Consider the following 21965-nt stretch of genomic DNA (forward strand, 5'->3'; position numbering starts at 1 on the left):
GATGACCGCACCCAACCTCGATATCGCCCTCTTCACGTCCGGGCAGGCCCGTGCCATCGACCGGCGCGCGATCGACGAACTCGGCATCCCGGGCTTCGAACTGATGACGCGTGCCGCGGCGGCCGCCTATCGGATGCTCCGGCTGCGCTGGCCGCAAATCCGGCGACTCAGAGTGGTGTGCGGCCCGGGAAATAACGGTGGCGACGGCTATCTGGTCGCGCGCGATGCGCTGCGAGATGGTCTGGCCGTCGACCTCCTGGCACTCGGCGTACCCAGTGGCGCGGACGCCTCTCAGGCACGGCAGGCCTTCGAGGCCGTGGGCGGCCGCGTTGAGGCCTTCGAGGCGTGGCCCTCGCTGCCGGCCGCCGAACTGATCGTGGATGCGATCTACGGGACGGGACTCAATCGCGCACCGGAGGGCGAGGCCTGCAAGGCGATCGAAGCGCTCAATGCCGCGAAGGTTGCCGTGTTCGCGCTGGACGTGCCCTCGGGACTGAACGCCGACACGGGCGACTGTCCGGGTGTGGTCGTCCGCGCCGACGCCACGGCGACCTTCATCGTGCACAAACGCGGCATGCATACGCATCGGGCCGAGGTGGCGGGCGATATCGAGCTCCATTCACTCGACCTGCCGGACAGCGCCCTGGAGTCGCCGGACGCGTGCCTGCTCATCGAAGCCTCGTTGCCGCGTCGTCCGCGGGATTCCCACAAGGGCAGTAACGGCCATATCCTCGCGATCGGCGGCGACCACGGTACCGGCGGTGCCGTGCGCATGGCTGCCGAGGCTGCGCTCCGAACGGGCGCGGGACTGGTCAGTGTGGCCACCCGCGAGGAGAACGTGCTGGCGATGAATGCCGCGCGCCCGGAGTTGATGGCACATGGCGTCAACGGCCCGCAGGCGTTGCAGCCCATGCTCGACAAGGCATCGGTGGTGGCCCTCGGTCCCGGACTCGGCCAGGCGGCCTGGGGGCACGCTCTCTGGACCACCGCGCTGGACGCCGGCTTGCCCACGGTGCTGGATGCCGATGGGCTCAATCTGCTTCACGCCGAGCCGCGCGCACTTCCGGAACACATTGTCCTGACCCCGCACCCCGGGGAAGCGGCACGCCTGCTCGGCGTCGACACCGCGGCGATTCAGGCCGATCGATTCGCGGCGGCCCGCGAGCTGGCCCGGCGCTACCGCGCCGTCGTCGTCCTGAAGGGCAATGGCAGCCTGATCGCTTCGCCCGAGGGCGAGGTCGCCGTGTGCCCGTGGGGGAACCCGGGCATGGCGAGTGGCGGCATGGGGGATACCCTGACCGGTATCGTCGCTGGCTTGCTGGGGCAGGGATGTAGACCTTATGAAGCCGCTTGCCTCGGCGTGGCGCTGCATGCGCGCGCCGCGGATGTGGCGGCGCGAGCCGGCGAGCGTGGCCTGCTTGCCGGCGACCTGCTCGAGCCGCTTCGCCGGCTCGTCAACGGGCTACCCTCATGAGCGGCGCCGAGCGGATTCTCCCTGACGAGGAAGCAACCCTCACCCTCGGCCGCAGTGTGGCCGGGGCGTTTCCCGGCGGTCTGGTCGCCTTCCTGCATGGCGATCTCGGCGCGGGGAAAACGACGTTCGCCAGAGCGTTTCTTCGCGCGCTCGGTGTCGGCGAGCGCGTAAAGAGCCCGACGTACAGCCTCGTCGAGGGTTACGACATCGGCGATCGTCGTGCCTTTCATCTCGATCTGTATCGCATCGCGGATCCCGGCGAACTCGAATGGCTGGGCCTCGACAGCCTGGCCGAGCCCGGCGCCATCGTCCTCGTGGAATGGCCTGAGCGCGGCGCTGGGGCATTACCGCCTGTCGATCTGGAGCTGTACTTCCGACATGCCGACGGCGGCCGCGCCGTTCGGCTCGAGGCGCGGACTCCCACGGGTCGGCGACTTCTGGAAGCCCTCGGCGACTGACCTTCCTGTCGCTGTTTGGAGCGCATTCCTGTACGCGCGTTGACGAAGGTTTCGCAGGTTATGGATTATCAAGGGAAAAGATATTGCATTCGTCGGGCGCATGGAGTTCAATCCGGGCCATATGAGGGGAATCACTAACAAATTAGGCCTGCTTGCGTGCGTGACCGCCGTCGCGACGTTTGCTCCTGCCGCCTCGAATGCGGCCGACGTGAAGGCAGCCCGCGTCTGGGCGGGCCCGGAATACACCCGGGTCGTTTTCGATCTCTCCGGTCCGGCGACCTACAAGATGTCCCAGGGAGACACCCCGGGCAGCGTGGTGCTGGATATCGCCGGCAGCTCGGTGACGGGGGATTTCTCCGCGCCAGGCGCGCAGGGCCTGTTCAAGTCGATGACGACGGGCAGGCAGGGCGGCGGCGCCCGCCTGGTCGCCAGCGTCGATGCAAGGGCGAAGCCGAAGAGTTTCCTTCTGAAGCCGGCCGGGGACTACGGGTACCGGCTGGTGCTCGACCTCTATCCGGGCGGGCAGAGCGACCCCGGCGATAACAGTCCAACGGACAACGACACGCCCGCGATTGCGAAGGCTGCCGCGCAGGCCGATGCGGAAGCCGCCGCGGATACGCCGACGGTTGCGCCCTCCGGTGGAAAACGCGGCAGGGCTGGAAAGACGGCAAAGACGATTTCAGCCGGCTCGCCGCCGATGCTGACCGGTGAGCGCAAGGTCGTCGTCGCGATCGATGCGGGCCACGGCGGCGAAGATCCCGGTGCCAGGGGCGCTACAGGTCTGCGCGAGAAGGACGTCACGCTGCAGGTGGCGCGCGAGCTCGCGGACCAGATCAACCGCCAGCCCGGCATGCAGGCCGTCCTGACCCGAAACGGCGATTACTTCATTCCGCTGAAGCGCCGCTACCAGATCGCTCGCGAGCACAACGCGGACATGTTCGTGTCGATTCACGCGGATGCGTTCAAGAACGGCGACGCCAAGGGTTCGTCGGTCTGGGTGCTTTCCCCTCGCGGGAAGACGTCGGAGGCCTCGCGCTGGCTGGCCGACCGTGAAAACCGCGCCGACCTGGTCGGCGGCGTCTCGCTGGACGACAAGGACGATTCCCTCGCCGCCGTGCTGCTGGATCTCCAGCAGGGCTACGCGATGCAGGCCAGCGAATCCATTGCCGGCAACGTGCTGAAGGCCCTAGGCCGCCTGGGCCCGACCCATCGCGGCTACGTCGAGCGCGCCAACTTCGTGGTGCTGCGTTCGCCGGACGTCCCCTCGATCCTGGTGGAGACGGCCTTCATCACGAATCCCACCGAAGAAAAGCGCCTGCGCGACGACGGTCACCGTCGTGAGCTGGCGACCGCGGTGCTCGGCGGCGTGCGCAACTATTTCGAGTCCATGCCGCCCCCGGGTACGTGGTTTGCCGCGCAGGCCGCGCGGCGCAACGGCACGTCGCTGGCTTCGACGGCGGCGAGTGCGCCCGCCGCGCCGGCCGTGGCCTCGGACGCCGGGGCCGTGGCATCCGACGCGGTCAAGGCGGCGACGACCCGGGTGGTCGCCAGTCGTGAGCCTGTCGCGAAAGCCCCCGCCAGCCGGGCACCGACGCCCGCATCCCGACCAGAACCCGCGCCCCTCAAGGGCGGGGCCAAACGTCCGCCATCCGACGCCATCGTCGTGCAGACCGTCGACGCCCCGCCGAAGCCGGCGGCGCCCGCCGGCCGCGCCGATGACAACGTGCGCGACCTGCACCGCGTCAACCGCGGTGAGACGCTGACCGGTATCGCCCAGCAGTACGGCGTGTCGGTCGGCGCGCTCAAGAGCGCCAACAAGATGAACGACAACAACGTCCGCATCGGGTCGGTGATGGTCATTCCGTCGAGCTGACGGAGTCGCCTTGGGCTATCCTTTCGACCTGAACGCAGTCAGGTCGTAAGCCATGCCCATTCGCCCCCTGCCGCCCGAGCTGATCAACCAGATCGCGGCCGGCGAAGTCATCGAGCGGCCCGCCTCGGTGGTCAAAGAGCTCGTCGAGAACAGCATCGACGCAGGCGCCCGCCGCATCGAGGTCGATATCGAGCAGGGCGGCTCCCGCCTGATCCGCGTGCGCGACGACGGCGGCGGCATTCCTCGCGACGAGCTTGCCCTGGCCGTGGCGTCGCATGCCACGAGCAAGATCGGCAGCTTCGACGACCTCGAGCGCGTCGCGAGCATGGGATTCCGCGGTGAAGCCCTGGCCTCCGTGTCATCGGTGGCGCGGTTCGCGCTGACGTCCCGTTCGACCGGTGAAGACGCCGCCTGGCGTATCGAGGTGGATGGCGGTCGCCTGCAGGAAGCGCGTCCCGCGCAGCATCCGCCGGGTACCACGATCGAGGTGCGCGACCTGTTCTACAACGTGCCGGCCCGACGCAAGTTTCTCCGCGCCGAGCGCACCGAGTTCGCTCACATCGACGACCTGCTGAAATCGCTGGCACTGGCGCGCGAAGGCGTCGATATCCGCCTGTCGCACAATGGCAAGCCGGTGCGGCTGCTGAAGCCGGCCCGCGACGAACATGCCGCGCTGGCCCGTGTCGCCGAGGTCCTCGGTCCGGAATTTCCGGGCCAGTCACTGCGGGTCGATCACGAGGCGGCCGGTCTGCGCCTGTCCGGCTGGGTAGGGTTGCCCACGGCATCCCGTTCCCAGGCCGACCAGCAATATTTCTACGTCAACGGGCGCCTCGTCCGCGATCGCATCGTCGCGCATGCCGTACGCCAGGCGTATGCCGACGTGCTGTTTCATGGTCGTCATCCGGTCTTCGTGCTGTTCCTTACGCTGGATCCGGTCGGCGTCGATGTGAACGTGCATCCGGCCAAGAGTGAAGTGCGCTTTCGCGAACAGCGACTCATCCACGATTTTCTTTTCCGGACTTTGCACGAGGCGCTCGCGCAGACACGCGCCGGTGTCGCCGCAGCGGCGGGCGAAGGCTCCGTGGCCATGGTGGGCACGGTGGGCTCGGGCTTCGTACAGCCCGGCTTTACCGCCACCCAGTCGTCGGCTCCTCCGATGGCCGCCTGGCCGCAGGCGGGCAGTCAGTCGCGCCTGACACTCGGTGTCCGCGACGAGCCGCTCGCCGGCTATGCCACGTTGTTCGGCAGCACCGCATCGGCGCCGCGCCCCTCGACGTCGTGGACGCCGCCAGCCGACAACGAGCCGGAGTCGGGTGGCGACGTCCCGCCGCTGGGGTATGCGATCGCGCAGCTGAAGAACATCTACGTACTCGCCGAGAACGAGCACGGGATGGTGCTGGTCGACATGCACGCGGCGCACGAGCGAATCACTTACGAGAAGCTCAAGAACGGTCGCGTCACCGCCAACCTGCGCTCGCAGATGCTACTGGTGCCGTTGTCGATCGCGGTCAGCGCGCGCGAAGCCGCCGCTGCCGAAGAGCATGCGGACGCACTGGGTGAGTGGGGCCTGGAGCTGTCGCGCAGCGGCCCGTCGGGCGTCGTTGTGCGGCGTATCCCCTCGCTGCTGGAAGGTGCCGATGTGGCGCAGCTGACCCGCGACGTGCTCGGGGAACTCGCCCAGCACGGCAGCTCACGTCGTCTCGAGGAGCTCGAAAACGAGTTGCTTTCGACGATGGCGTGTCACGGCTCGGTACGGGCTGGCCGACGCCTGGGCATTCCTGAAATGAACGCTTTGCTTCGCGAGATGGAAGCCACCGAGCGCTCCGGTCAGTGCAATCACGGCCGGCCGACCTGGGTGCAGTTGTCGCTGGGGGAGCTGGACAGGCTGTTTCTGCGCGGTCGCTGAATCCGTGTATGCTGGACGGATAGACGTCCAAACCGGGGTATCGCCATGATCCGTTCGTTTGCCTTCGCCTCCGTCGTGGCGGTCACGTCCGGCAGTGTCATTGCCGGCGATGCCTATACCGCCGCCGTGGAAAAAGTCCGCGCGTCGCGCCTCGAAACCCTCAAGGCGCCGGCCGGATGGCTCAGCCTGATCGGCCTGGAATGGCTGCAGCCGGGAGCGAATCGCGTCGGCAGCGCCGCGGACAATGACATCGTTCTCAAGGCCGGCCCGGCACACCTCGGCGTCGTCACGCTGGACGACACCGGTAACGTCACGCTGGAAGTCGCCAGGGGCAGCGGTGTCCTTGTCGACGGTCGCGAGGTGCAGCGGGCGACCCTGGTGGACGACGGCGGCAACGGTGGCAAGGCGACCGAAGTGCGCTTCGGCTCCGCCAATTTCTTCGTCATCGCGCGCGACGGCAAGAAAGCGCTGCGCGTAAAGGACGAAAAGGCGGAGACCCGCACGCACTTCGTCGGCCTCGACTATTTCCCCGTCGATCCGTCGTGGCGCGTCGAAGCGGAGTGGGTACCGTTCGATCCTCCGCATGAGATCGAGATCGGCTCGGTGCTTGGCACGATCGACAAGGAAAAGGTACCGGGCAAAGCGGTGTTCACGCGCGACGGGCACACCTACGAGCTCTTCCCGATCCAGGAAGAACCCGACTCGCTGTTCTTCGTCTTCGCCGATCGCACCAGCGGTAAGGAGACGTACGGCGCCGCACGCTTTCTCGATACTCCGTTGGCGAAGGACGGCAAACTCGTGCTCGATTTCAACGAAGCCCGCAATCCGCCCTGTGCGTTCACGCCGTACGCCACCTGCCCACTGGCACCGCCCGAAAACCGGCTGGATGTCCGGGTGACGGCGGGCGAGAAGAAGTACGCGGGCGGCCACGGCTGACGCCAGGCTCGCCCACGCGCGGGCAGGCCGGCGTCAGAGTCGGATGCGCTCAGGCACCCTTAAAGGTCGGCTTGCGCCGCTCCAGGAACGCGCTGGTGCCTTCCTGCATGTCTTCCGTCGAGAAGGCGATGGCGAAGCCCTGGGTCTCGAAAGCCAGTCCCTGATCGATCGCGCACTCACCACCCTCGATCACGGCTTCCAGAATTCCCTTCAGCGCGAGCGGCGCGGCGGCGGCAAGCTGTTCGGCCATGGCATCCACGGCGGCATCCAGTTCATCGGCCGCCACGACGCGGGTGACGACCCCGACGCGTTCGGCACGCGCGGCGTCGATCTGCTGGCCGAGCAGACACAGCTCCAGTGCGATGCCGCGACCGGCGAGGCGGGTGAGACGCTGCGTGCCGCCAAAGCCGGGGATCAGGCCGAGGCCGATTTCCGGCTGACCGAAGCGCGCCTTGTCGCTGGCGACGCGCAAGTGGCACGCCATGGCCAGTTCCATGCCGCCTCCCAGTGCGTAGCCCTGGATCTTGGCGATCACCGGCTTGCCGAGCCGTTCGACGGTCAGCATGAGGTCCTGCCCGGCCCGTGAAGCGGCCTGCGCCTTCACCGGGGACCAGACGGTCATCTCCGAGATGTCCGCACCGGCGACGAAGGCTTTCTCGCCAGCGCCGGCGAGGACCACCACACGGACGGCATCGTCCTGGGCGGCCTGGCGGAAGGCGAGCGTCAGCTCGCCGATGGTTTCGCGGTTGAGCGCGTTGAGCTTGTCGGGGCGGTTGACCGTGATGTGGCGCACGGCGCCGCGGTCGGCGGTGGTAAGCGTACGAAAGGCCATGGCGGTTCCTGGCGGTTGGGCAAGGAGGCGGATGGTAGCAGGGGAACCTTTACCCCCTGCGCGGCGTCTTATGGCGTACGGACGGGGCGGCGACCGATGGATTATCCTCCACGCACGCCCAGGGTTCCGGGTTCATGGAGAACGGGATGCCATCCTCGCGTTTGCTGGTCACGATCGCCGCACTGCTGTGCCTGCCCGCCCTCCCGGCGTTGGCACAGGCACCGTCGACGGCGCCTGCGTCCGGTGCTCCGGTCATCGACAAGACGAAGCTGTCGTATGCGATCGGTTATCAGATCGGCACGCAGTTCGCCAACAGCGCGCAGCCCGACGTGGACATCGCCGTGCTGGTCAAGGCACTGCAGGATGGTTATGCAAAGCGTGCGCCAGGCGTTCCGATCGACGTGATGCAGCAGCAGCTCGTCAACTTCGATGCCAAGGTCCAGCGCGACTCGGCGGTCGAATTCCGTCGTGTCGCCACCGCCAATGCGAAGCGCAGCGCGGATTTCCTCGCCCGCAATCGCACCCGCCCCGGTGTGACCACGTTGCCCTCCGGCATCCAGTACGCCGTGCTCGCCAAGGGCAACGGCGCACAGGCGCAGGTCACCAGCACGGTCGTGGTGAATTACCGCGGGGCGCTGATCGATGGTACGGAGTTCGACAGCTCGTACGCGCACGGCAAGCCCGTGACCTTCACGGTCAACCGCGTCATACCCGGTTGGCAGGACGTCATTCCGCGCATGCATGTCGGTGACAAGTGGAAAGTGGTGATTCCACCGGCGCTGGCCTATGGCGAGCGCGGCGAACTGCCGCGCATCGGGCCCAACGAGGCGTTGTTGTTCGACCTCGAGCTCATCGACGTCAAGCCCTGACCGTCGCGCTAGAATGGCCGACGGTATGGCCATCGTCTCTTCCTCCTCGCTGCCCCTGACTCCCTGCACCGGCGTGTGCCGGCTCGACGCGCGCGGCCTCTGTGAGGGCTGTCTGCGCACGGGTGACGAAATCGCCCGCTGGTCCACGATGGACGACGAGCAGAAGCTCTGGTTGATGGACCGGATCCTGCCAGGCAGGCAGGGCGCCTGATGGATGACCTGCTCGCCCGGCTGCACGGCGCGCTGCTTCCCCTGGAGGCGCCCCCGGGACCGCGCGGCTGGAATCATGAGGACATGGCCGAGCTGATCGGCGATGCACCAAGGCGTGCCGCGGCGGTGCTGATCGGTATTCGTGACGACCGTGAGCAGCGTGTCGTGCTCACCGTACGCACGGACACGCTGCAGCAGCATGCGGGTCAGGTCGCCTTTCCCGGCGGCCGGGTGGAGGATCACGACGAGGACGCGGTCGCCACGGCCTTGCGCGAAAGTCACGAGGAAATCGGGCTCGATGCGCGCATGGTAACGCCGTTGGGGTTCCTGGAATCCTTCGAGACGATCAGCGGTTACTCCGTCACGCCGGTGGTTGCGCGTATCGCGGCCGAGGCGACACTGACGCCTGATCCCGGCGAGGTGGCCGAGGTCTTCGAGGTCCCTTTCGCCTTCTTTCTCGAGCCCGAAAACCTCCGCCGCTATACGATGGATTTCCGTGGCCACCGCCGCGACATGGTCGAATTTCTCCATGCGGGTTACCGCATCTGGGGTGTCACGGCGGCCATTCTTCTCAACCTGCTCAAGCGAATGGGGCATCACCCATGTTGATCTCGCGCACGCTGATAGACGCCATCACCGCTTCGCACCTGCCGGCGCAGGATGTGCTTTTCGTCGATGCGCGTTTCGACCTGGCGCAGCCGTCGAAGGGGGATGAGGACTACGCACAGGCGCACGTGCCTGGCGCGGTGCGTGCCGACCTCGATCGTGACCTCGCCGACATGGCCACGCCGGCGAACGGCCGGGGGCGACATCCGTTGCCGTCCGCGGCGTCGTTCGCGGCGTGGCTGTCGCGCGCGGGGTGGCGCCCCGATTTGCAGGTCGTCGTTTACGACGCGGCAGGCGGCGCACTGGCGGCGGCACGTCTGTGGTGGCTGGCCCGTCTGGCCGGCCTCGACAATGTCGCGGTGCTCGACGGAGGCTGGGCCGCCTGGGAGGCGGCCAGGCTTCCCGTCGATGCGAGGGTGGCTTCGCGTGATGCGACGGCGGTACACGCGGCCTTCGACGACGCGGGCACGGTCGGTGCGGATGAACTCGCCGATGGTGTCGCCAGCGGGCGCTTCGTTCTGCTGGATGCGCGTGCGGCGCCGCGCTACCGGGGCGACGTCGAACCGCTCGATCCCGTGGCGGGGCACGTACCGGGAGCGCGCAACCGGCCGTTTACCGACAACCTCGACGCGCAGGGCCGGTTTCGCTCACCGGAAGACCTTCGTCGCGCCTTCGAAGGGGTGATCGGACCGCACCCGGCGGAAGACGTCGTACACATGTGCGGCTCCGGCGTGACCGCATGCCATAACCTGCTGGCCATGGAGTACGCGGGGCTGTGCGGATCGCGTCTGTATGCGCCGTCGTGGAGTGGCTGGGTGAGCGACCGGTCGCGCGGTGTGGCGACCGGCGAGGGCTGAGGTCGGCTCCTCGCCGGCGATGGGTCAGAGCGACACCGTCCGCCGCTCGCGCGCACTCAGCTGCGCCGCCTCGATCACCCGGATGACATCGCGGGCCTCGCGTGCGGCGACCGGCAAGGTCGCACCCTCGCGAATCGCAGCGGCCACACCTTCGTAATACGCCGTGTAACGGCCGGGCAGGGTATCGATCACCGTGGTGCTGCCATCGGCATCGGTGAACCGGCCGAACGACGCCGGCTCGTCCTCGCCCCAGTTCGCGCCGCCCGGGCGGCGGCCCTCACGAAGCGCGGCTTCCTGGCCGTCGATGCCGTACTTCACGAAGCTGCCGCCATCGCCGTGGACGAGATAGCGCGGGCCCGGGTCGCGGACCATGACCGACGCATGCAACACCGCGCGCCGATGGCCGTAATCGAGCACGAGATGGAAGTAGTCATCCACCTTTGCGGCTGCGCGCTGGCGCGCGACATCCGCGGTGATCGCCTGAGGCAGGCCGAACAACACCAGGGCCTGGTCGATCAGGTGCGCGCCAAGGTCATAGAGCAGGCCGGATCCCGCGACCTCGGTCTCGCGCCACCCCTGCTTGATCTCGGGGCGGAAGCGATCGAAGTGCGCCTCGAAGTAGACGACCTCGCCGAGGCGGCCGTCGTCGACGAGGCGACGAACGGTCAGGAAATCGTTGTCCCAGCGACGGTTCTGGAAGACGGAAAGGCGGCGGTCCACGCGGTCGGCCAGCGCGATCAGGGCATCGGCCTCGGCGGCGTTCAGCGTGAACGGCTTGTCCACCACGACATGCTTGCCTGCTTCCAGCGCGGCGCGCGCCAGTGGCGCATGGCTCTCGTTGGGCGAAGCGATCACGATCAGCTCGAGCGACGGGTCCGCGATCAGGTCGTGAGGATGTTCATACGCCGTGGCCTCGGGAAAGTCGCGGGCGATCTGTTCCGCACGGCGACTGCCGATGGCGGCGAGACGAAGGCCTTCCGCCGCGGCGATCAGTGGCGCATGGAAGAAGGCACCTGCTGTGCCATAGCCGATGAGGCCGGTGGGAATCGGTTGCATAGTCGTTCCTGAGGTAGTCCTGTCAACAAGCGTAGCGCGAGCCGCCTGAGCGTTTCGTTCAGGAATTCGCGGTTTTCTGTCGCCTCTGATCGTTGCCCAGCGTGACGTTCCCTGCACGGGGCGACGCAGAGCATCGGCGGCGAACTCCCATAAGAGACATGACCCATGGTGGCAGCAAAGAAAGCCGCGCCTATACCCTCCGCCGCGACGAGTGAGTGGCCCGGCAAGGTCGTACTTGTGACCGGCGGTGCGCAAGGTGTGGGCAAGGGCATCGCGGAAGCGGTACTGGCCGCCGGTGGCTCCGTGGTCATCGGCGATCTGGATGCCGAAGCCGGCAAGGCCTGTATCGACGAATGGGACGCGGGCGAGCGCGCCGCGTTTCTCGTGCTGGATGTCGCGAAGGAAGCGAGTGTCAGGCGTTTCGTGGCCTCGTCATTGCGACGCTTCGGTCGCATCGATGGCCTGGTCAATAACGCAGGCATCGCCAACCCTGTGAACGGTCCGATCGAGAAGCTCGACTGGACCGAATGGAAGCGGCGCATCGATACGAACCTCGGTGGGACCTTTCTCTGCAGCAAGCACGCCTTGCCTGCGTTGAAGAAGGGCAACGGCGCCATCGTCAATATTTCCTCGTCGCGCGCGCACCAGTCCGAGCCCGACACGGAAGCCTATGCGGCGAGCAAGGGCGGCATCGTCGCGTTGACGCACGCGCTCGCGATCAGTGTGGGACCGGTTCGCGTCAATGCGATCAATCCGGGGTGGATCGTGGTGGATGACTGGAAGAAGCCATCGGCGCGCCACAAGCCGAAGCTGTCAGCGGCGGATCATGCGCAGCACCCGGTCGGGCGGGCGGGTATTCCGCCGGACATCGGTGCGCTGGCGGTGTTCCTGTTGTCGTCGCACGCGGGGTTCATCACCGGCGAGAACTTCACCGTCGACGGTGGGGTTGCGCGGAAGATGCATTACGTCTGAAGCCCTGCCGACGATGGCATGCCGCTGTGCCGCTGAAGAGGCACGGTCGTCTTCCCGCCGGGATCGAATCGCCCGTTGGCCTCGTTGTAATCCCACTGCTCGACCACGCATGTCGAGCGATCGGTGGTCGGGTCGTGGCGGATGACATTGAAGGAGTTGCTGATTCCTTCGCGAATGCGCGTCGATAACGCCGTGCCCGCCTGTACCGACCACAACTCACTGGACAGTGCACGCTTTTCGGTATTGAGCGGCCTGACATAAGGCAGGTGGATGTGTCCGCCGAGCACAAGGTCCGCGCCGGCGGCGGCCCAGGCGGCGATCGCGCGCTCATGGTTGATCAGAAGGTTCTCGACATCCTTCTCCCGTATCACATGGACCGGCTGGTGCGTTACGACGACGCGCAACTGATCGGCGGTGGCCTCGCGTAGCCGCTGGCTGACGCGTTCGATCTGCGCATCGGATACCTCGCCGTTCTTGTGCCGGTGCGCCCGGACGGTGTTGACGCCGATGACCAGCAACGCGTCGTCCGTGTGCCCGGGCTCCAGGTTTGCCCCGAAGACGCGGCGGAAACCACCGAACGGATCGAAGATGCGCGCGAAGACGTTCAGTAGCGGGACGTCGTGGTTTCCCGGAATCACAAGGGTAGGGCGCCCGTAGCCGTCGATGAAACGGCGGGCGGCATCGAACTGGCTGCGCCGCGCGCGCTGCGTCACGTCACCGGAAAGAATGACGAGATCCGGCCGCATCGAGATGATCAGTTCGCTCAGTGCCGACACCACGTCGGGACGCTCGGTGCCGAAGTGCGTATCGGAAATCTGTACCAGCGTGCTCAACCGGGATCCTCCCCTGGCTGGCGCTCCCCATGGGTAAGCAGCACGAGCGGGCGCGGCGCGGCGCGGAAAACGATAGGCGGATCGAGCCAGACGATCTCGCCATCGACGGCCACCTTGATCTTCGCGCGGTGGTGTTTCGGTTTGACCGTGATCTCGCGAAACGGAAAGCTGACGACGTCGTCCGCTTCGCCGAGCTTGCCCAGGGCGCCGCTGAGTATGAGGCGGAGCATGGTGAGCTTGCCGATGGGCTTGAGCACGAGCCCGGCCAGCGTGCCATCGTTGCGATGCACGTCCACCGCCTCGGGCAGACCGATTTTCTCCAGCTGCAGCGCATTGTTACCGACGAACAGTGTCGGCGTGCGCAGCTGACGCGACCGCGTGCCGTCGGTCACTTCGACGCGAAGCGGCCGGAAACCCTTCATCAGCGTCGACAGGCCCGACCACAACGCTACGATGCGGTGCCGGCCGAAACGCTGTTTCCACGTCTCGCGGTCTTCGAGCACCTGCGGGTAGAGACCGAGGCTCGCATTCACCAGGAACACGCGATCGTTGACCATGCCGATCTGCGCGTTGATCGGCGTAGACCGCACGAGCGCCTCGGCGGCGCCGCGGGTGTCCGTCGGAATGCCGTGCGTCCGGCCGACGAAGTTGAAGGTACCTTGCGGCAGGATGCCCATGGTCAGCTGTTCGCGCCACGCCGCGGCGGCAACGCAGTTGATGGTGCCGTCGCCGCCCGCGGCCACGATCGCGCCACCCTGCTCGCTGGCGTACGCGGCGGCGTCGCGGACGACGTCCACGATGTCGTGCTCGTCGTCGATGAGAAAAAACGCATGAGGATGTCCGGCGGCATCGAGAATCGAGGCGATCTCGTCGCGTGCCGCCGCGGCGTCCTGTCGGCCGGAGCCGGCATTCATGACAATGGCGAAAGAGACTGGACTGGACATCGCTGGATCGAAGCATTCGCCTCGTTACGGCCGCATGAAATTACGTCCTGGCCTGCCGGCCCTCGCGAAGGCGGAGGTATTCCGCGCTGCCGACACACAGCGTGACCCAGGCAAGGCCCGTGGCGTATCCCGCCATCACGTCGCTGAAGTAATGCACCTGGAGCAGAATGCGGCTGATGCCGACCACCGTGATCATGGCCACGGCAGCGATCACGATGACCCGGTGCCAGCGAGGTGGGCAAAGCACCAGCAGGACATACGCGAGCATGCCGTAGAACACCATCGACCCCGATGCATGGCCGCTGGGAAAGCTGTAGCTGTGTTCGACGATGAAGCCATGGTCGTGCAGCGGCCGTTCGCGCTGGAACCAGCCCTTGAGCGCACTGTTGATCGCGGCGGTGCCGACCAGCGTGGCGATCCAGGTGATGGCGAGGCGCACGTGCCGGCGAAGCAACAGCGCGAGGAAGACGACGCCCGTGGCCACGCCGACGACGACGGGATCGCCCGTATGGGTGACCCAGGCGATCGCACGCAGCACGGGCAGGGGCAGGTTGGCGCGCAGGTCGGCGGCGAGGCTGGCGTCGAAGACGGTCAGGCCTGCCTGCTCGCGAACCTCCACCGCGATCGCCGTGGCGATCACCAGCATGGCGACGATGACGACCATGGCGGTCGTGGGGCGCAGGAAGGCGCGGGCCGCCGGGTCCAGTCCTTCCCGCCGCCGCACGGCGCGGCGCCACGCCACGTCGGCGCCCAACAGGGCGGCGACCAGAAGGAGCGCCCAGACCGACAGGGCGTGGCGGCTGATCCAATCCAATGGCACTGCGATCGCTCCTCGTCTCATGGCAGGATCGGGCATGTTGCCACGCCGCGACCTCGCGGCCCGAAAAGGGGATGAACATGTCGAAGGTTTCGTTGGCTCGCGCGGTGCTCGCGCTGGCCCTTCTCGCGGGCGCTGCCTCCGCCGTTCATGCCGACGGCGCGCCGCTGGCGCATCGCATCGTGCGCGTCGGCCTGCCGGCGGCAAGCCAGGGCACTTCCGGCCGTCTGATCCTGTTCGCTATGCCCGCTTCGGCGGCGAAGGACGGCAAGGCGGAAGAAGTGGACACCAACCCGTTCCAGCCGACCGCGGTGTCGGTCGCGGCCAGGGACGTCGGCTGGATCGGTGGCGGCCAGACGGTCGACCTCGACACGGACGGCGAGGCGTTCCCCGCGGGCTTTTCGAGCCTTCCGCCAGGCGATTACCTTTTCCAGGCGGTGCTCGACGTGGGGCATGACTACAACTACAGCGGACGCCATGCCGGCGATCTGATCAGCCCGGTCACGGCCGTCAGGCTGACGCCGGGCGGTAGCCTGCCCACGCTCACTCTCGATACCACCGTGCCCGCGAAGGACCCCTGGAACCTGCCGCCGGCGGCACCGCAGGCCATCCGCGACGCGCTGCCCGAGGCGCGCAAGCATGCGCATGCGGAGGTGTTCGAGAGTCCCGCTCTGACGGCTTTCGCCGGTCGCCCCCTGTCGATCCGTGCCTGGGTCGTCACGCCGCCCGGCTACGACCCCAAAGCCTCGACACGTTATCCCACGGTCTATCTGACACACGGCTTCGGGGGTGGCTTCGACCGGTTCACGGGGACCATCGCGTCGGTATGGTCGGCCATGGCCAACAATCAGATGCCACCGATGATCTGGGTCCTGCTCGATGAATCCGGTCCTACGGGTACGCACGAATTCGCCGATTCGGTGAACAACGGTCCGTGGGGCCAGGCGCTGACCACGGAATACATCCCGTGGCTGGAGGCCCGCTACAAGATGGACGCCAGGGTGAGCGGTCGCTTCCTCAATGGTCATTCGTCCGGCGGCTGGGCCACGCTGTGGCTGCAGACGCGTTATCCGAAGGTGTTCGGCGGCACCTGGTCGACCTCTCCGGATCCGAGCGATTTCCACGACTTCACCGGCATCGACCTCTACGCGCCCCACGCCAACGCCTATAAGGCGGCCGATGGCACGCCGTACCCGCTGATCCGCGACAAGGGCAAGGTGATCGCCACGTTCGAGACCTTCGCGCATCTCGAGCGCGTGCTCGGCGCCTATGGTGGCCAGCTGGCATCGTTCGAGTGGGTGTTCTCGCCGCGCGGCGCCGACGGACGGCCGCAGCCGATGTTCAATCGTGATACCGGCGCGATCGATGCGAATGTCGTCGCGTACTGGCGCGACCATTACGACATCGCCCAGCGCATGCGCACACAGTGGCCGTCGCTCAGGCCCGACCTGGACGGAAAGATCCATCTGATCGTCGGCACGGCCGACACGTTCTACCTCGATGGGTCGGCGAAGTTGCTCAAGGATACGCTTGACGGCCTGCACGCGAAGAGCGATTTCCGGTTCCTGCCCGGAAAGACGCATTTCGACCTCTATACCGAAGGGGATGACCGGCAGGCGCTGCTGAAGAAGATCGCCTGGGAGATGTACGGGGTAGCGCGGCCGGGGCAGGGCAAGCCCGGAGGTTGAGGCCTGTCACGCCGCGACGCAGCAAGGCCTTCACCAAGGGCTGGGCTAAAATGCCGGTCTTTGCCCCGGAGAGTTTCATGGCGCAGCTTCCCTCGGCCGGCGGCCGCTTCCGTGCCGCGCTTGCGGCGGAACAGCCCCTGCAGGTCATTGGCGCGATCAACGCCAACCACGCGTTGCTGGCGAAGCGCGCCGGGTTTCGCGCGATCTACCTTTCCGGCGGCGGTGTGGCGGCGGGTTCGCTGGGCCTGCCCGACCTGGGCATCAACACGCTGGACGACGTACTCACCGACGTGCGTCGCATCACCGACGTGTGCGACCTGCCGTTGATGGTCGATATCGACACCGGGTTCGGCCCGAGCGCGTTCAATATCGCGCGCACCGTCAAAAGCCTGATCAAGTTCGGCGCCGCGGCCTGCCACATCGAAGACCAGGTCGGCGCGAAGCGCTGCGGTCACCGGCCCGGCAAGGAAATCGTCACGACCGAGGAAATGGCCGATCGCGTCAAGGCCGCCGCCGATGCGAAGACCGATCCGGACTTCTTCCTGATCGCGCGCACCGATGCCATCGCCGTGCTCGGCGTGGATGCCGCCATCGACCGTGCCATCGCCTGCGTGGAAGCGGGCGCCGACGCGATCTTCGCCGAGGCCGCCTACGACCTGCCGACGTACAAGCGTTTCGTCGATGCGGTCAACGTGCCCGTGCTGGCCAATATCACGGAGTTCGGCCAGACGCCGCTGTTCAGCACCGAAGAGCTCGGGAGTGTCGGCGTCGGCATCGTCCTGTATCCGCTTTCCGCGTTCCGCGCCATGAACAAGGCCGCCGAGAACGTGTACACCAGCATCCGCCGCGACGGTCACCAGCGCAACGTCATCGACACGATGCAGACGCGCGAAGAACTGTACGACCGCATCGGCTACCACGAATACGAGCGTCACCTCGACGCGCTGTTCTCTAAGAAGGGTTAAGGAGAGTCACTCATGAGCGACACCGCAACCACCACCGGCCCGAAGCCGAAGAAATCCGTCGCATTGTCCGGCATCGCCGCCGGCAATACCGCGCTGTGCACGGTCGGCCGCAGCGGCAATGACCTGCACTACCGTGGTTACGATATCCATGACCTCGCCGCGAAGGGCTCGTTTGAAGAGGTGGCCTACCTTCTCGTCCATGGCGTCTTGCCGAACTGGATGGAGCTCAACGCCTACCGGGCCAAGCTGAAGCGCCTGCGCGGTTTGCCTGCGCCCGTCAAGGCCTCGCTGGAACTGCTGCCGGCGGCCACGCATCCGATGGACGTGATGCGCACCGGTGCGTCGGTGCTCGGCACCGTGCTGCCGGAGAAGGACGATCACAATGTGACGGGCGCGCGCGACATCGCCGATCGTCTCATGGCGAGCTTCGGTTCGATCCTGCTGTACTGGTACCACTTCAGCCACAACGGCAAGCGCATCGAGACGGAGACCGAAGACGATTCGATCGCCGGGCACTTCCTGCATCTGCTGCACGGTCGCAAGCCGAGCGATCTGCACTCGCACGCGCTCGACCGTTCGCTGGTGCTGTATGCCGAGCATGAGTTCAACGCCAGCACGTTCGCGGCGCGTGTCATCGCCGGCACCGGTTCGGACATGTATTCAGCCATCACCGGCGCCATCGGTGCGCTTCGCGGTCCCAAGCACGGCGGTGCCAACGAGGTCGCGATGGAAATCATCGCGCGCTACCGCGATGCCGGTGAGGCGGAAGCCGATATCCGTGCGCGCGTGGAGCGGAAGGAGATCATCATCGGATTCGGGCATCCGGTGTACACCGTGTCCGATCCGCGCAACGAGATCATCAAGGAGATCGCGCGCAAGCTCTGCACCGACGGTGGCAATCCGCGCCTGTTCGAGGTGTCGGAGAAGATCGAGAAACTGATGTGGGATCTGAAAAAGATGTTCCCCAACCTCGACTGGTACTCGGCGTCGGCGTACCACATGATGGGTGTGCCGACGGCGATGTTCACGCCGTTGTTCGTCATCGCGCGTACGTCGGGCTGGAGCGCCCACGTGATCGAGCAGCGTCAGGACGGCAAGATCATTCGTCCGAGCGCGAATTACACGGGGCCGGAAGACCAGGTGTATACGCCGATCGAGAAGCGCTGAATCGAGGCGGCGTTGCCACGTCGTTATTGATTCGTGCGCGGGGCGCGCTCCTACCAAAGCCGCGTTGTCGCTCCTACGAGAGCCGCATGGTAGGAGCGCGCCCTGCGCGCGAAAGGCCAAAAGCGCGATGACGCCGCGCCCCGGCTACCCCGCGGACAACCTCAGATCTCCGCCGCCATCCGCGTCGCCCGGTCGATCGCCCGCTTGGCATCCAGTTCGGCCGCGACATCCGCGCCACCGACGAGTCGCACGTCGATACCGCGCTCCAGCAACGCATCGCGCAGGGCACGGTTCGGCTCCTGCCCTGCGCACACGATGACGTTGTCCACGTCGAGCACCTGCGGCTGTCCGTCGATGATCACGTGCAATCCGGCATCGTCGATGCGTTCATAGGTCACGCCGCCGATCATCTTCACGCGCTTGTTCTTCAGTGTCGCGCGGTGCACCCAGCCGGAGGTCTTGTTGAGACGGGCGCCGGGGCGTCCCGCACTACGCTGCAGGAGCCATACGTCGCGTTCGGGCTTCTCCGGCTGCGCCGGCATCAATCCTCCCGGTGCCGCGATCGTCATGTCGACGCCCCACTCCTTCGTCCAGCGCGCGATGTCCGTGGTGGGGGAGGGGATCTCTTCGGTAAGAAATTCGGAGACGTCGAAGCCGATACCGCCGGCGCCGATCACGGCCACTTTGCCGCCGACCGGCGCATTGCCGTGAAGCACGTCGAGGTAGGAGAGCACCTTGCGATGATCGGCTCCGGGAATCGACAAGGGGCGGGGCAACACGCCGGTAGCGAGAATCACGGTGTCGAAATCTCCGGCCGCCAGCGCGTCCACGCTGGCTTCGGCGCCAAGCTGGCGCGTGACGCCCGTTTCCGTCAGGCGGTGATCGAAGTAGCGCAGGGTTTCCTGGAATTCTTCCTTGCCCGGAATGCGTTTGGCCATGTTGAACTGACCACCGATCTCGTTGGCGCGATCGAACAGCGTGACGGCGTGTCCGCGCTCGGCCAGTGTCGTGGCGGCGGCGAGTCCCGCCGGACCGGCGCCCACCACGGCGACGCGTTTTTTGGCCGCTGCGGGGAGAATCTTCAGTTCGGTTTCATGGCAGGCACGCGGGTTGACCAGACACGACGCGCGGCGATTCTCGAACACGTGGTCGAGGCAGGCCTGGTTGCAGGCGATGCAGGTGTTGATGGCCTGCGGGCGTGAGGCGCGCGCCTTGTTGACCCACTCCGGGTCGGCGAGCAGGGGGCGTGCCATCGACACCATGTCCGCGTCGCCGTTGGCAATAATCCTTTCGGCGACATCCGGCATGTTGATGCGGTTGGTGGTCACCAGCGGAATGGCGACCTCGCCTTTCATGCGGCGCGTGACCCATGAAAAGGCGCCACGCGGCACGCTGGTCACGATGGTGGGGATGCGCGCCTCGTGCCAGCCGATGCCCGTGTTGATGATGGTCGCCCCGGCGGCTTCGATGGCCTTGCCGAGCGTGACGATATCCGCCCACGGCTGCGCATCGTCGACGAGGTCGAGCATCGAGAGCCGGTAGATGATGATGAAGTCCTTCCCTACCGCCTCACGCATACGCCGAACGATCTCGATGGGGAAGCGCATGCGATTCTCCGCCGAGCCACCCCAGCGATCCGTGCGCTTGTTGGTCCGCGCGGTCAGGAACTGGTTGATGAGGTAGCCCTCGGAGCCCATGACCTCGACGCCGTCGTAGCCGGCGTCGCGGGCAAGCTGCGCGCTGCGGACGAAGGCATCGATGGTGCGCTCGACGCCACGTGTGCCGAGCGCCCTCGGCGTGAACGGCGTGATCGGCGATTTGATCTTCGATGGCGCGACCGACAACGGCTGATAGGCGTAGCGACCGGCATGGAGAATCTGCATGCAGATCTTGCCGCCCTCCGCGTGGACGGCGGCGGTGACCTTCCGGTGGCGCGCCACGTGCCAGGGCATCGACATCGTCCCCGACAACGGCTTCAGCCAGCCCTGAATATTGGGCGCGATACCGCCGGTGACGATCAGGCCGACGCCGCCGCGGGCACGCTCGGCGAAAAAAGCCGCCAGCTTGTCGTAGTCGGCCGCCTTGTCCTCCAGGCCCGTGTGCATCGAGCCCATCAGCACGCGGTTGCGCAGGGTGGTGAAGCCGAGGTCGAGCGGGGCGAGCAGGTGGGGATAGGACACGGTCGGATCCGGTTCAAACGATCGTTCGAATGATCCCCGGATCGGAGGCGCGGAGCAAGGGTGGGCGCAGCAATGACCGACGCGGACCGGGCTAACCCATGGGCGTTACGGCGTGTATCGCGGCCGTTACAAATCGCGTCGTCCGTTCAGGTGCGAAAAGCGCCCGAAGCCGCCTTGGAACAGGGTCTCGAGCAAGCGACGACGCAAGGCACGCAACTTGCTCCTTCTTGTCACCCGGCGCGTTGGCAGGGCGCCCGGCGATCACGACGAAAACAGGGGTTTCGCGTCGCTCACAGGAGACTTTCCCATGCGTAAGACCTTCATTGCCACGGCGATCTGCCTCGCTCTCGGATTCGCTTTGCCCGCCGTCGCCCAGGACAGCAGCCAGACCGGAGCAGCGGGCGCCACCGCCCAGCGTAACTCGACGGCGTATCAGTACTCGGATAGCTCGACCTATTCCGACAGTTCGACTCACAGCAACACGACGACGAACACCACCTGGGGTTCGTACAACACGACGAATGCCATTTCCGACACCACGCTCAACGGGAGTGTCAGCGGCGTCACCGTCAGTGGCATCGGCAACAACGCCTATAACTACGGGTCCGCGGCAGGTGGACGCGGTGGATCCGGCGGCGCCGGCTACGGGGCCACGGGGTACGGTGGCGACGGCGGAGCCGGCGGAAGCGGCGGCAACTCGCGTGCGCGCGGCGCGGTCGGCGGCGAGGGCAGCGCGTCGTCCAGCAGTGGCGATGCGGGATCCATGACCGCATCGGCGGGCGGGAACGCCTCCGGGGATGGCGGTAACTCCAACGGAGACGGCGGTGCGGCTCGCTCTCGCGGCGCGGGCGGCGGTGCGCCCACAGGTGGCTCCACGGCCGGCACGGGTGGCGCGAGCGCGAGTACCGGTGGCGCGGGCACCTCGGGCGATGCCACGGCGATGGCGGCTGGCGGCGCCTCGACCGGAACGGGTGGCGCGGGCGGCACGGCGACGTCCACGGCGGGTGCCGGTGGCGCGGGCGCGGCGGCGGGCGACGGCACGGGCGGTGCGGGTTCGGGTGCGGGCGGTGGCGCGGGCGGTGCCGGCGGCACGTCGATGGCGGACGCGGGCAGCTTCAGCATGGCCAACAGCATGGGCAGTGCGGGCGCGGCAGCGGCGGGCATCTCGAACTTTGCGCAGAACAGCGGCGCGGCGTCGCTGATCCAGCAGGGTGTCAACGTTCAGGCCAATCTCAGCGTGGGCTCTTCGCCCTGAGGCATGGGGCGGGTAACGGGAGTCACGGGGCGCATGTCGCCCCGTGGCGATCCGAAGGGACATCGAA

Annotated in this window: 18 protein-coding genes and 1 pseudogene; 13 read left to right on the top strand and 6 right to left on the bottom strand. The window is 66.9% G+C overall.

The annotated features are described in order from the left end of the window. Position 1: 1 nt before the first annotated feature. From BLT40_RS19160 to BLT40_RS19180, 5 genes are all read left to right on the top strand, one after another. Complete coding sequence (locus BLT40_RS19160) at positions 2-1474, top strand: NAD(P)H-hydrate dehydratase (RefSeq protein ID WP_090355992.1); 1473 nt, start codon at positions 2-4, stop codon at positions 1472-1474. Beyond that, positions 1471-1932 (top strand): tRNA (adenosine(37)-N6)-threonylcarbamoyltransferase complex ATPase subunit type 1 TsaE, encoded by a 462-nt coding sequence (tsaE, locus tag BLT40_RS19165; RefSeq protein ID WP_090355996.1) that lies wholly within the window; start codon positions 1471-1473, stop codon positions 1930-1932. Before BLT40_RS19160 ends, tsaE begins: the two co-directional genes overlap by 4 nt. Positions 1933-2053: 121 nt before the next feature. Then, positions 2054-3805, top strand: a complete 1752-nt coding sequence (locus BLT40_RS19170; protein ID WP_255364067.1) for an N-acetylmuramoyl-L-alanine amidase — start codon at positions 2054-2056, stop codon at positions 3803-3805. 52 nt (positions 3806-3857) lie between these two features. Then, positions 3858-5711 carry a DNA mismatch repair endonuclease MutL gene (mutL, locus tag BLT40_RS19175; RefSeq protein WP_090355999.1) on the top strand — a complete coding sequence of 618 codons (1854 nt, stop codon included), beginning with the start codon at positions 3858-3860 and terminating at the stop codon, positions 5709-5711. Positions 5712-5756: 45 nt separating this feature from the next. Beyond that, entirely contained in the window at positions 5757-6647 is an 891-nt protein-coding gene (locus tag BLT40_RS19180; protein ID WP_036115410.1) for a DUF1684 domain-containing protein, read from the top strand. 49 nt (positions 6648-6696) lie between these two features. Here the strand turns inward: BLT40_RS19180 and BLT40_RS19185 are convergent, their stop codons facing one another. Next, complete coding sequence (locus BLT40_RS19185; RefSeq protein ID WP_090356003.1) at positions 6697-7479, bottom strand: enoyl-CoA hydratase/isomerase family protein; 783 nt, start codon at positions 7477-7479, stop codon at positions 6697-6699. Between the two features lie 146 nt (positions 7480-7625). Here BLT40_RS19185 and BLT40_RS19190 point away from each other — a divergent pair, with 146 nt between their 5' ends. The 3 genes and pseudogenes from BLT40_RS19190 to BLT40_RS19200 all read left to right on the top strand — a co-directional run bounded on the left by BLT40_RS19190 (position 7626) and on the right by BLT40_RS19200 (position 10021). After that, on the top strand, positions 7626-8348 hold the full coding sequence (locus tag BLT40_RS19190) for an FKBP-type peptidyl-prolyl cis-trans isomerase (RefSeq protein WP_239708973.1): 723 nt from the start codon (positions 7626-7628) through the stop codon (positions 8346-8348). Positions 8349-8361: 13 nt separating this feature from the next. After that, positions 8362-9167: pseudogene (locus BLT40_RS19195) on the top strand (CoA pyrophosphatase). After that, on the top strand, positions 9161-10021 hold the full coding sequence (locus BLT40_RS19200) for a sulfurtransferase (RefSeq protein WP_079522697.1): 861 nt from the start codon (positions 9161-9163) through the stop codon (positions 10019-10021). Before BLT40_RS19195 ends, BLT40_RS19200 begins: the two are co-directional and overlap by 7 nt. A 24-nt stretch (positions 10022-10045) precedes the next feature. On the opposite strand, the gene BLT40_RS19205 is transcribed toward BLT40_RS19200, so the two are convergent. Further along, positions 10046-11077: an oxidoreductase gene (locus BLT40_RS19205; protein ID WP_090356006.1), complete on the bottom strand. Its 1032-nt coding sequence runs from the start codon at positions 11075-11077 to the stop codon at positions 10046-10048. A gap of 165 nt (positions 11078-11242) precedes the next feature. On the opposite strand from BLT40_RS19205, the gene BLT40_RS19210 reads away from it, so the two are divergent. Beyond that, complete coding sequence (locus BLT40_RS19210; protein WP_090356009.1) at positions 11243-12049, top strand: SDR family oxidoreductase; 807 nt, start codon at positions 11243-11245, stop codon at positions 12047-12049. Here BLT40_RS19210 and BLT40_RS19215 read toward each other — a convergent pair. From BLT40_RS19215 to BLT40_RS19225, 3 genes are read right to left on the bottom strand one after another with little or no spacing between them, the layout of a single operon-like run. Then, on the bottom strand, positions 12040-12882 hold the full coding sequence (locus BLT40_RS19215) for a metallophosphoesterase family protein (protein ID WP_090356014.1): 843 nt from the start codon (positions 12880-12882) through the stop codon (positions 12040-12042). The genes BLT40_RS19210 and BLT40_RS19215 overlap by 10 nt on opposite strands. Beyond that, the gene (locus BLT40_RS19220; protein WP_036115397.1) at positions 12879-13826 is read right to left on the bottom strand and encodes a diacylglycerol/lipid kinase family protein; all 948 of its coding nucleotides are present in this window, start codon (positions 13824-13826) and stop codon (positions 12879-12881) included. Before BLT40_RS19220 ends, BLT40_RS19215 begins: the two co-directional genes overlap by 4 nt. A 40-nt stretch (positions 13827-13866) precedes the next feature. Next, a complete protein-coding gene (locus BLT40_RS19225) occupies positions 13867-14646 on the bottom strand; it encodes a phosphatase PAP2 family protein (protein WP_255364068.1) in 780 nt (259 codons plus the stop codon). A 71-nt stretch (positions 14647-14717) separates the two neighbouring features. On the opposite strand from BLT40_RS19225, the gene BLT40_RS19230 reads away from it, so the two are divergent. The 3 genes from BLT40_RS19230 (at position 14718) to prpC (ending at position 18463) form a co-directional block, all read left to right on the top strand. Next, positions 14718-16331 carry an alpha/beta hydrolase gene (locus tag BLT40_RS19230; RefSeq protein ID WP_090356018.1) on the top strand — a complete coding sequence of 538 codons (1614 nt, stop codon included), beginning with the start codon at positions 14718-14720 and terminating at the stop codon, positions 16329-16331. A gap of 77 nt (positions 16332-16408) precedes the next feature. After that, complete coding sequence (gene prpB / locus BLT40_RS19235; RefSeq protein WP_090356023.1) at positions 16409-17296, top strand: methylisocitrate lyase; 888 nt, start codon at positions 16409-16411, stop codon at positions 17294-17296. A gap of 12 nt (positions 17297-17308) precedes the next feature. Further along, positions 17309-18463 (top strand): bifunctional 2-methylcitrate synthase/citrate synthase, encoded by a 1155-nt coding sequence (gene prpC, locus BLT40_RS19240; protein WP_036115388.1) that lies wholly within the window; start codon positions 17309-17311, stop codon positions 18461-18463. 161 nt (positions 18464-18624) lie between these two features. Here prpC and BLT40_RS19245 read toward each other — a convergent pair whose 3' ends face one another. After that, the gene (locus tag BLT40_RS19245) at positions 18625-20643 is read right to left on the bottom strand and encodes an NADPH-dependent 2,4-dienoyl-CoA reductase (RefSeq protein ID WP_090356027.1); all 2019 of its coding nucleotides are present in this window, start codon (positions 20641-20643) and stop codon (positions 18625-18627) included. Between the two features lie 307 nt (positions 20644-20950). Here BLT40_RS19245 and BLT40_RS20385 point away from each other — a divergent pair, with 307 nt between their 5' ends. Next, positions 20951-21898, top strand: coding sequence for a hypothetical protein (locus BLT40_RS20385; protein WP_090356031.1), 948 nt, complete (start codon positions 20951-20953; stop codon positions 21896-21898). Positions 21899-21965 lie beyond the last annotated feature (67 nt).

Origin of the sequence: Dyella sp. 333MFSha (assembly GCF_900102405.1) — a bacterium.
In the GTDB taxonomy this organism is placed as follows: Bacteria; Pseudomonadota; Gammaproteobacteria; order Xanthomonadales; family Rhodanobacteraceae; genus Luteibacter; species Luteibacter mycovicinus.

Excerpts from the sequence above, each read along its gene's own strand:
- BLT40_RS19160 (WP_090355992.1), top strand. The coding sequence starts at position 2 with ATGACCGCACCCAACCTCGATATCGCCCTCTTCACGTCCGGGCAGGCC.
- tsaE (WP_090355996.1), top strand. The coding sequence starts at position 1,471 with ATGAGCGGCGCCGAGCGGATTCTCCCTGACGAGGAAGCAACCCTCACC.
- BLT40_RS19170 (WP_255364067.1), top strand. The coding sequence starts at position 2,054 with ATGAGGGGAATCACTAACAAATTAGGCCTGCTTGCGTGCGTGACCGCC.
- mutL (WP_090355999.1), top strand. The coding sequence starts at position 3,858 with ATGCCCATTCGCCCCCTGCCGCCCGAGCTGATCAACCAGATCGCGGCC.
- BLT40_RS19180 (WP_036115410.1), top strand. The coding sequence starts at position 5,757 with ATGATCCGTTCGTTTGCCTTCGCCTCCGTCGTGGCGGTCACGTCCGGC.
- BLT40_RS19185 (WP_090356003.1), bottom strand. The coding sequence starts at position 7,479 with ATGGCCTTTCGTACGCTTACCACCGCCGACCGCGGCGCCGTGCGCCAC.
- BLT40_RS19190 (WP_239708973.1), top strand. The coding sequence starts at position 7,626 with ATGCCATCCTCGCGTTTGCTGGTCACGATCGCCGCACTGCTGTGCCTG.
- BLT40_RS19200 (WP_079522697.1), top strand. The coding sequence starts at position 9,161 with ATGTTGATCTCGCGCACGCTGATAGACGCCATCACCGCTTCGCACCTG.
- BLT40_RS19205 (WP_090356006.1), bottom strand. The coding sequence starts at position 11,077 with ATGCAACCGATTCCCACCGGCCTCATCGGCTATGGCACAGCAGGTGCC.
- BLT40_RS19210 (WP_090356009.1), top strand. The coding sequence starts at position 11,243 with ATGGTGGCAGCAAAGAAAGCCGCGCCTATACCCTCCGCCGCGACGAGT.
- BLT40_RS19220 (WP_036115397.1), bottom strand. The coding sequence starts at position 13,826 with ATGTCCAGTCCAGTCTCTTTCGCCATTGTCATGAATGCCGGCTCCGGC.
- BLT40_RS19230 (WP_090356018.1), top strand. The coding sequence starts at position 14,718 with ATGAACATGTCGAAGGTTTCGTTGGCTCGCGCGGTGCTCGCGCTGGCC.
- prpB (WP_090356023.1), top strand. The coding sequence starts at position 16,409 with ATGGCGCAGCTTCCCTCGGCCGGCGGCCGCTTCCGTGCCGCGCTTGCG.
- prpC (WP_036115388.1), top strand. The coding sequence starts at position 17,309 with ATGAGCGACACCGCAACCACCACCGGCCCGAAGCCGAAGAAATCCGTC.
- BLT40_RS20385 (WP_090356031.1), top strand. The coding sequence starts at position 20,951 with ATGCGTAAGACCTTCATTGCCACGGCGATCTGCCTCGCTCTCGGATTC.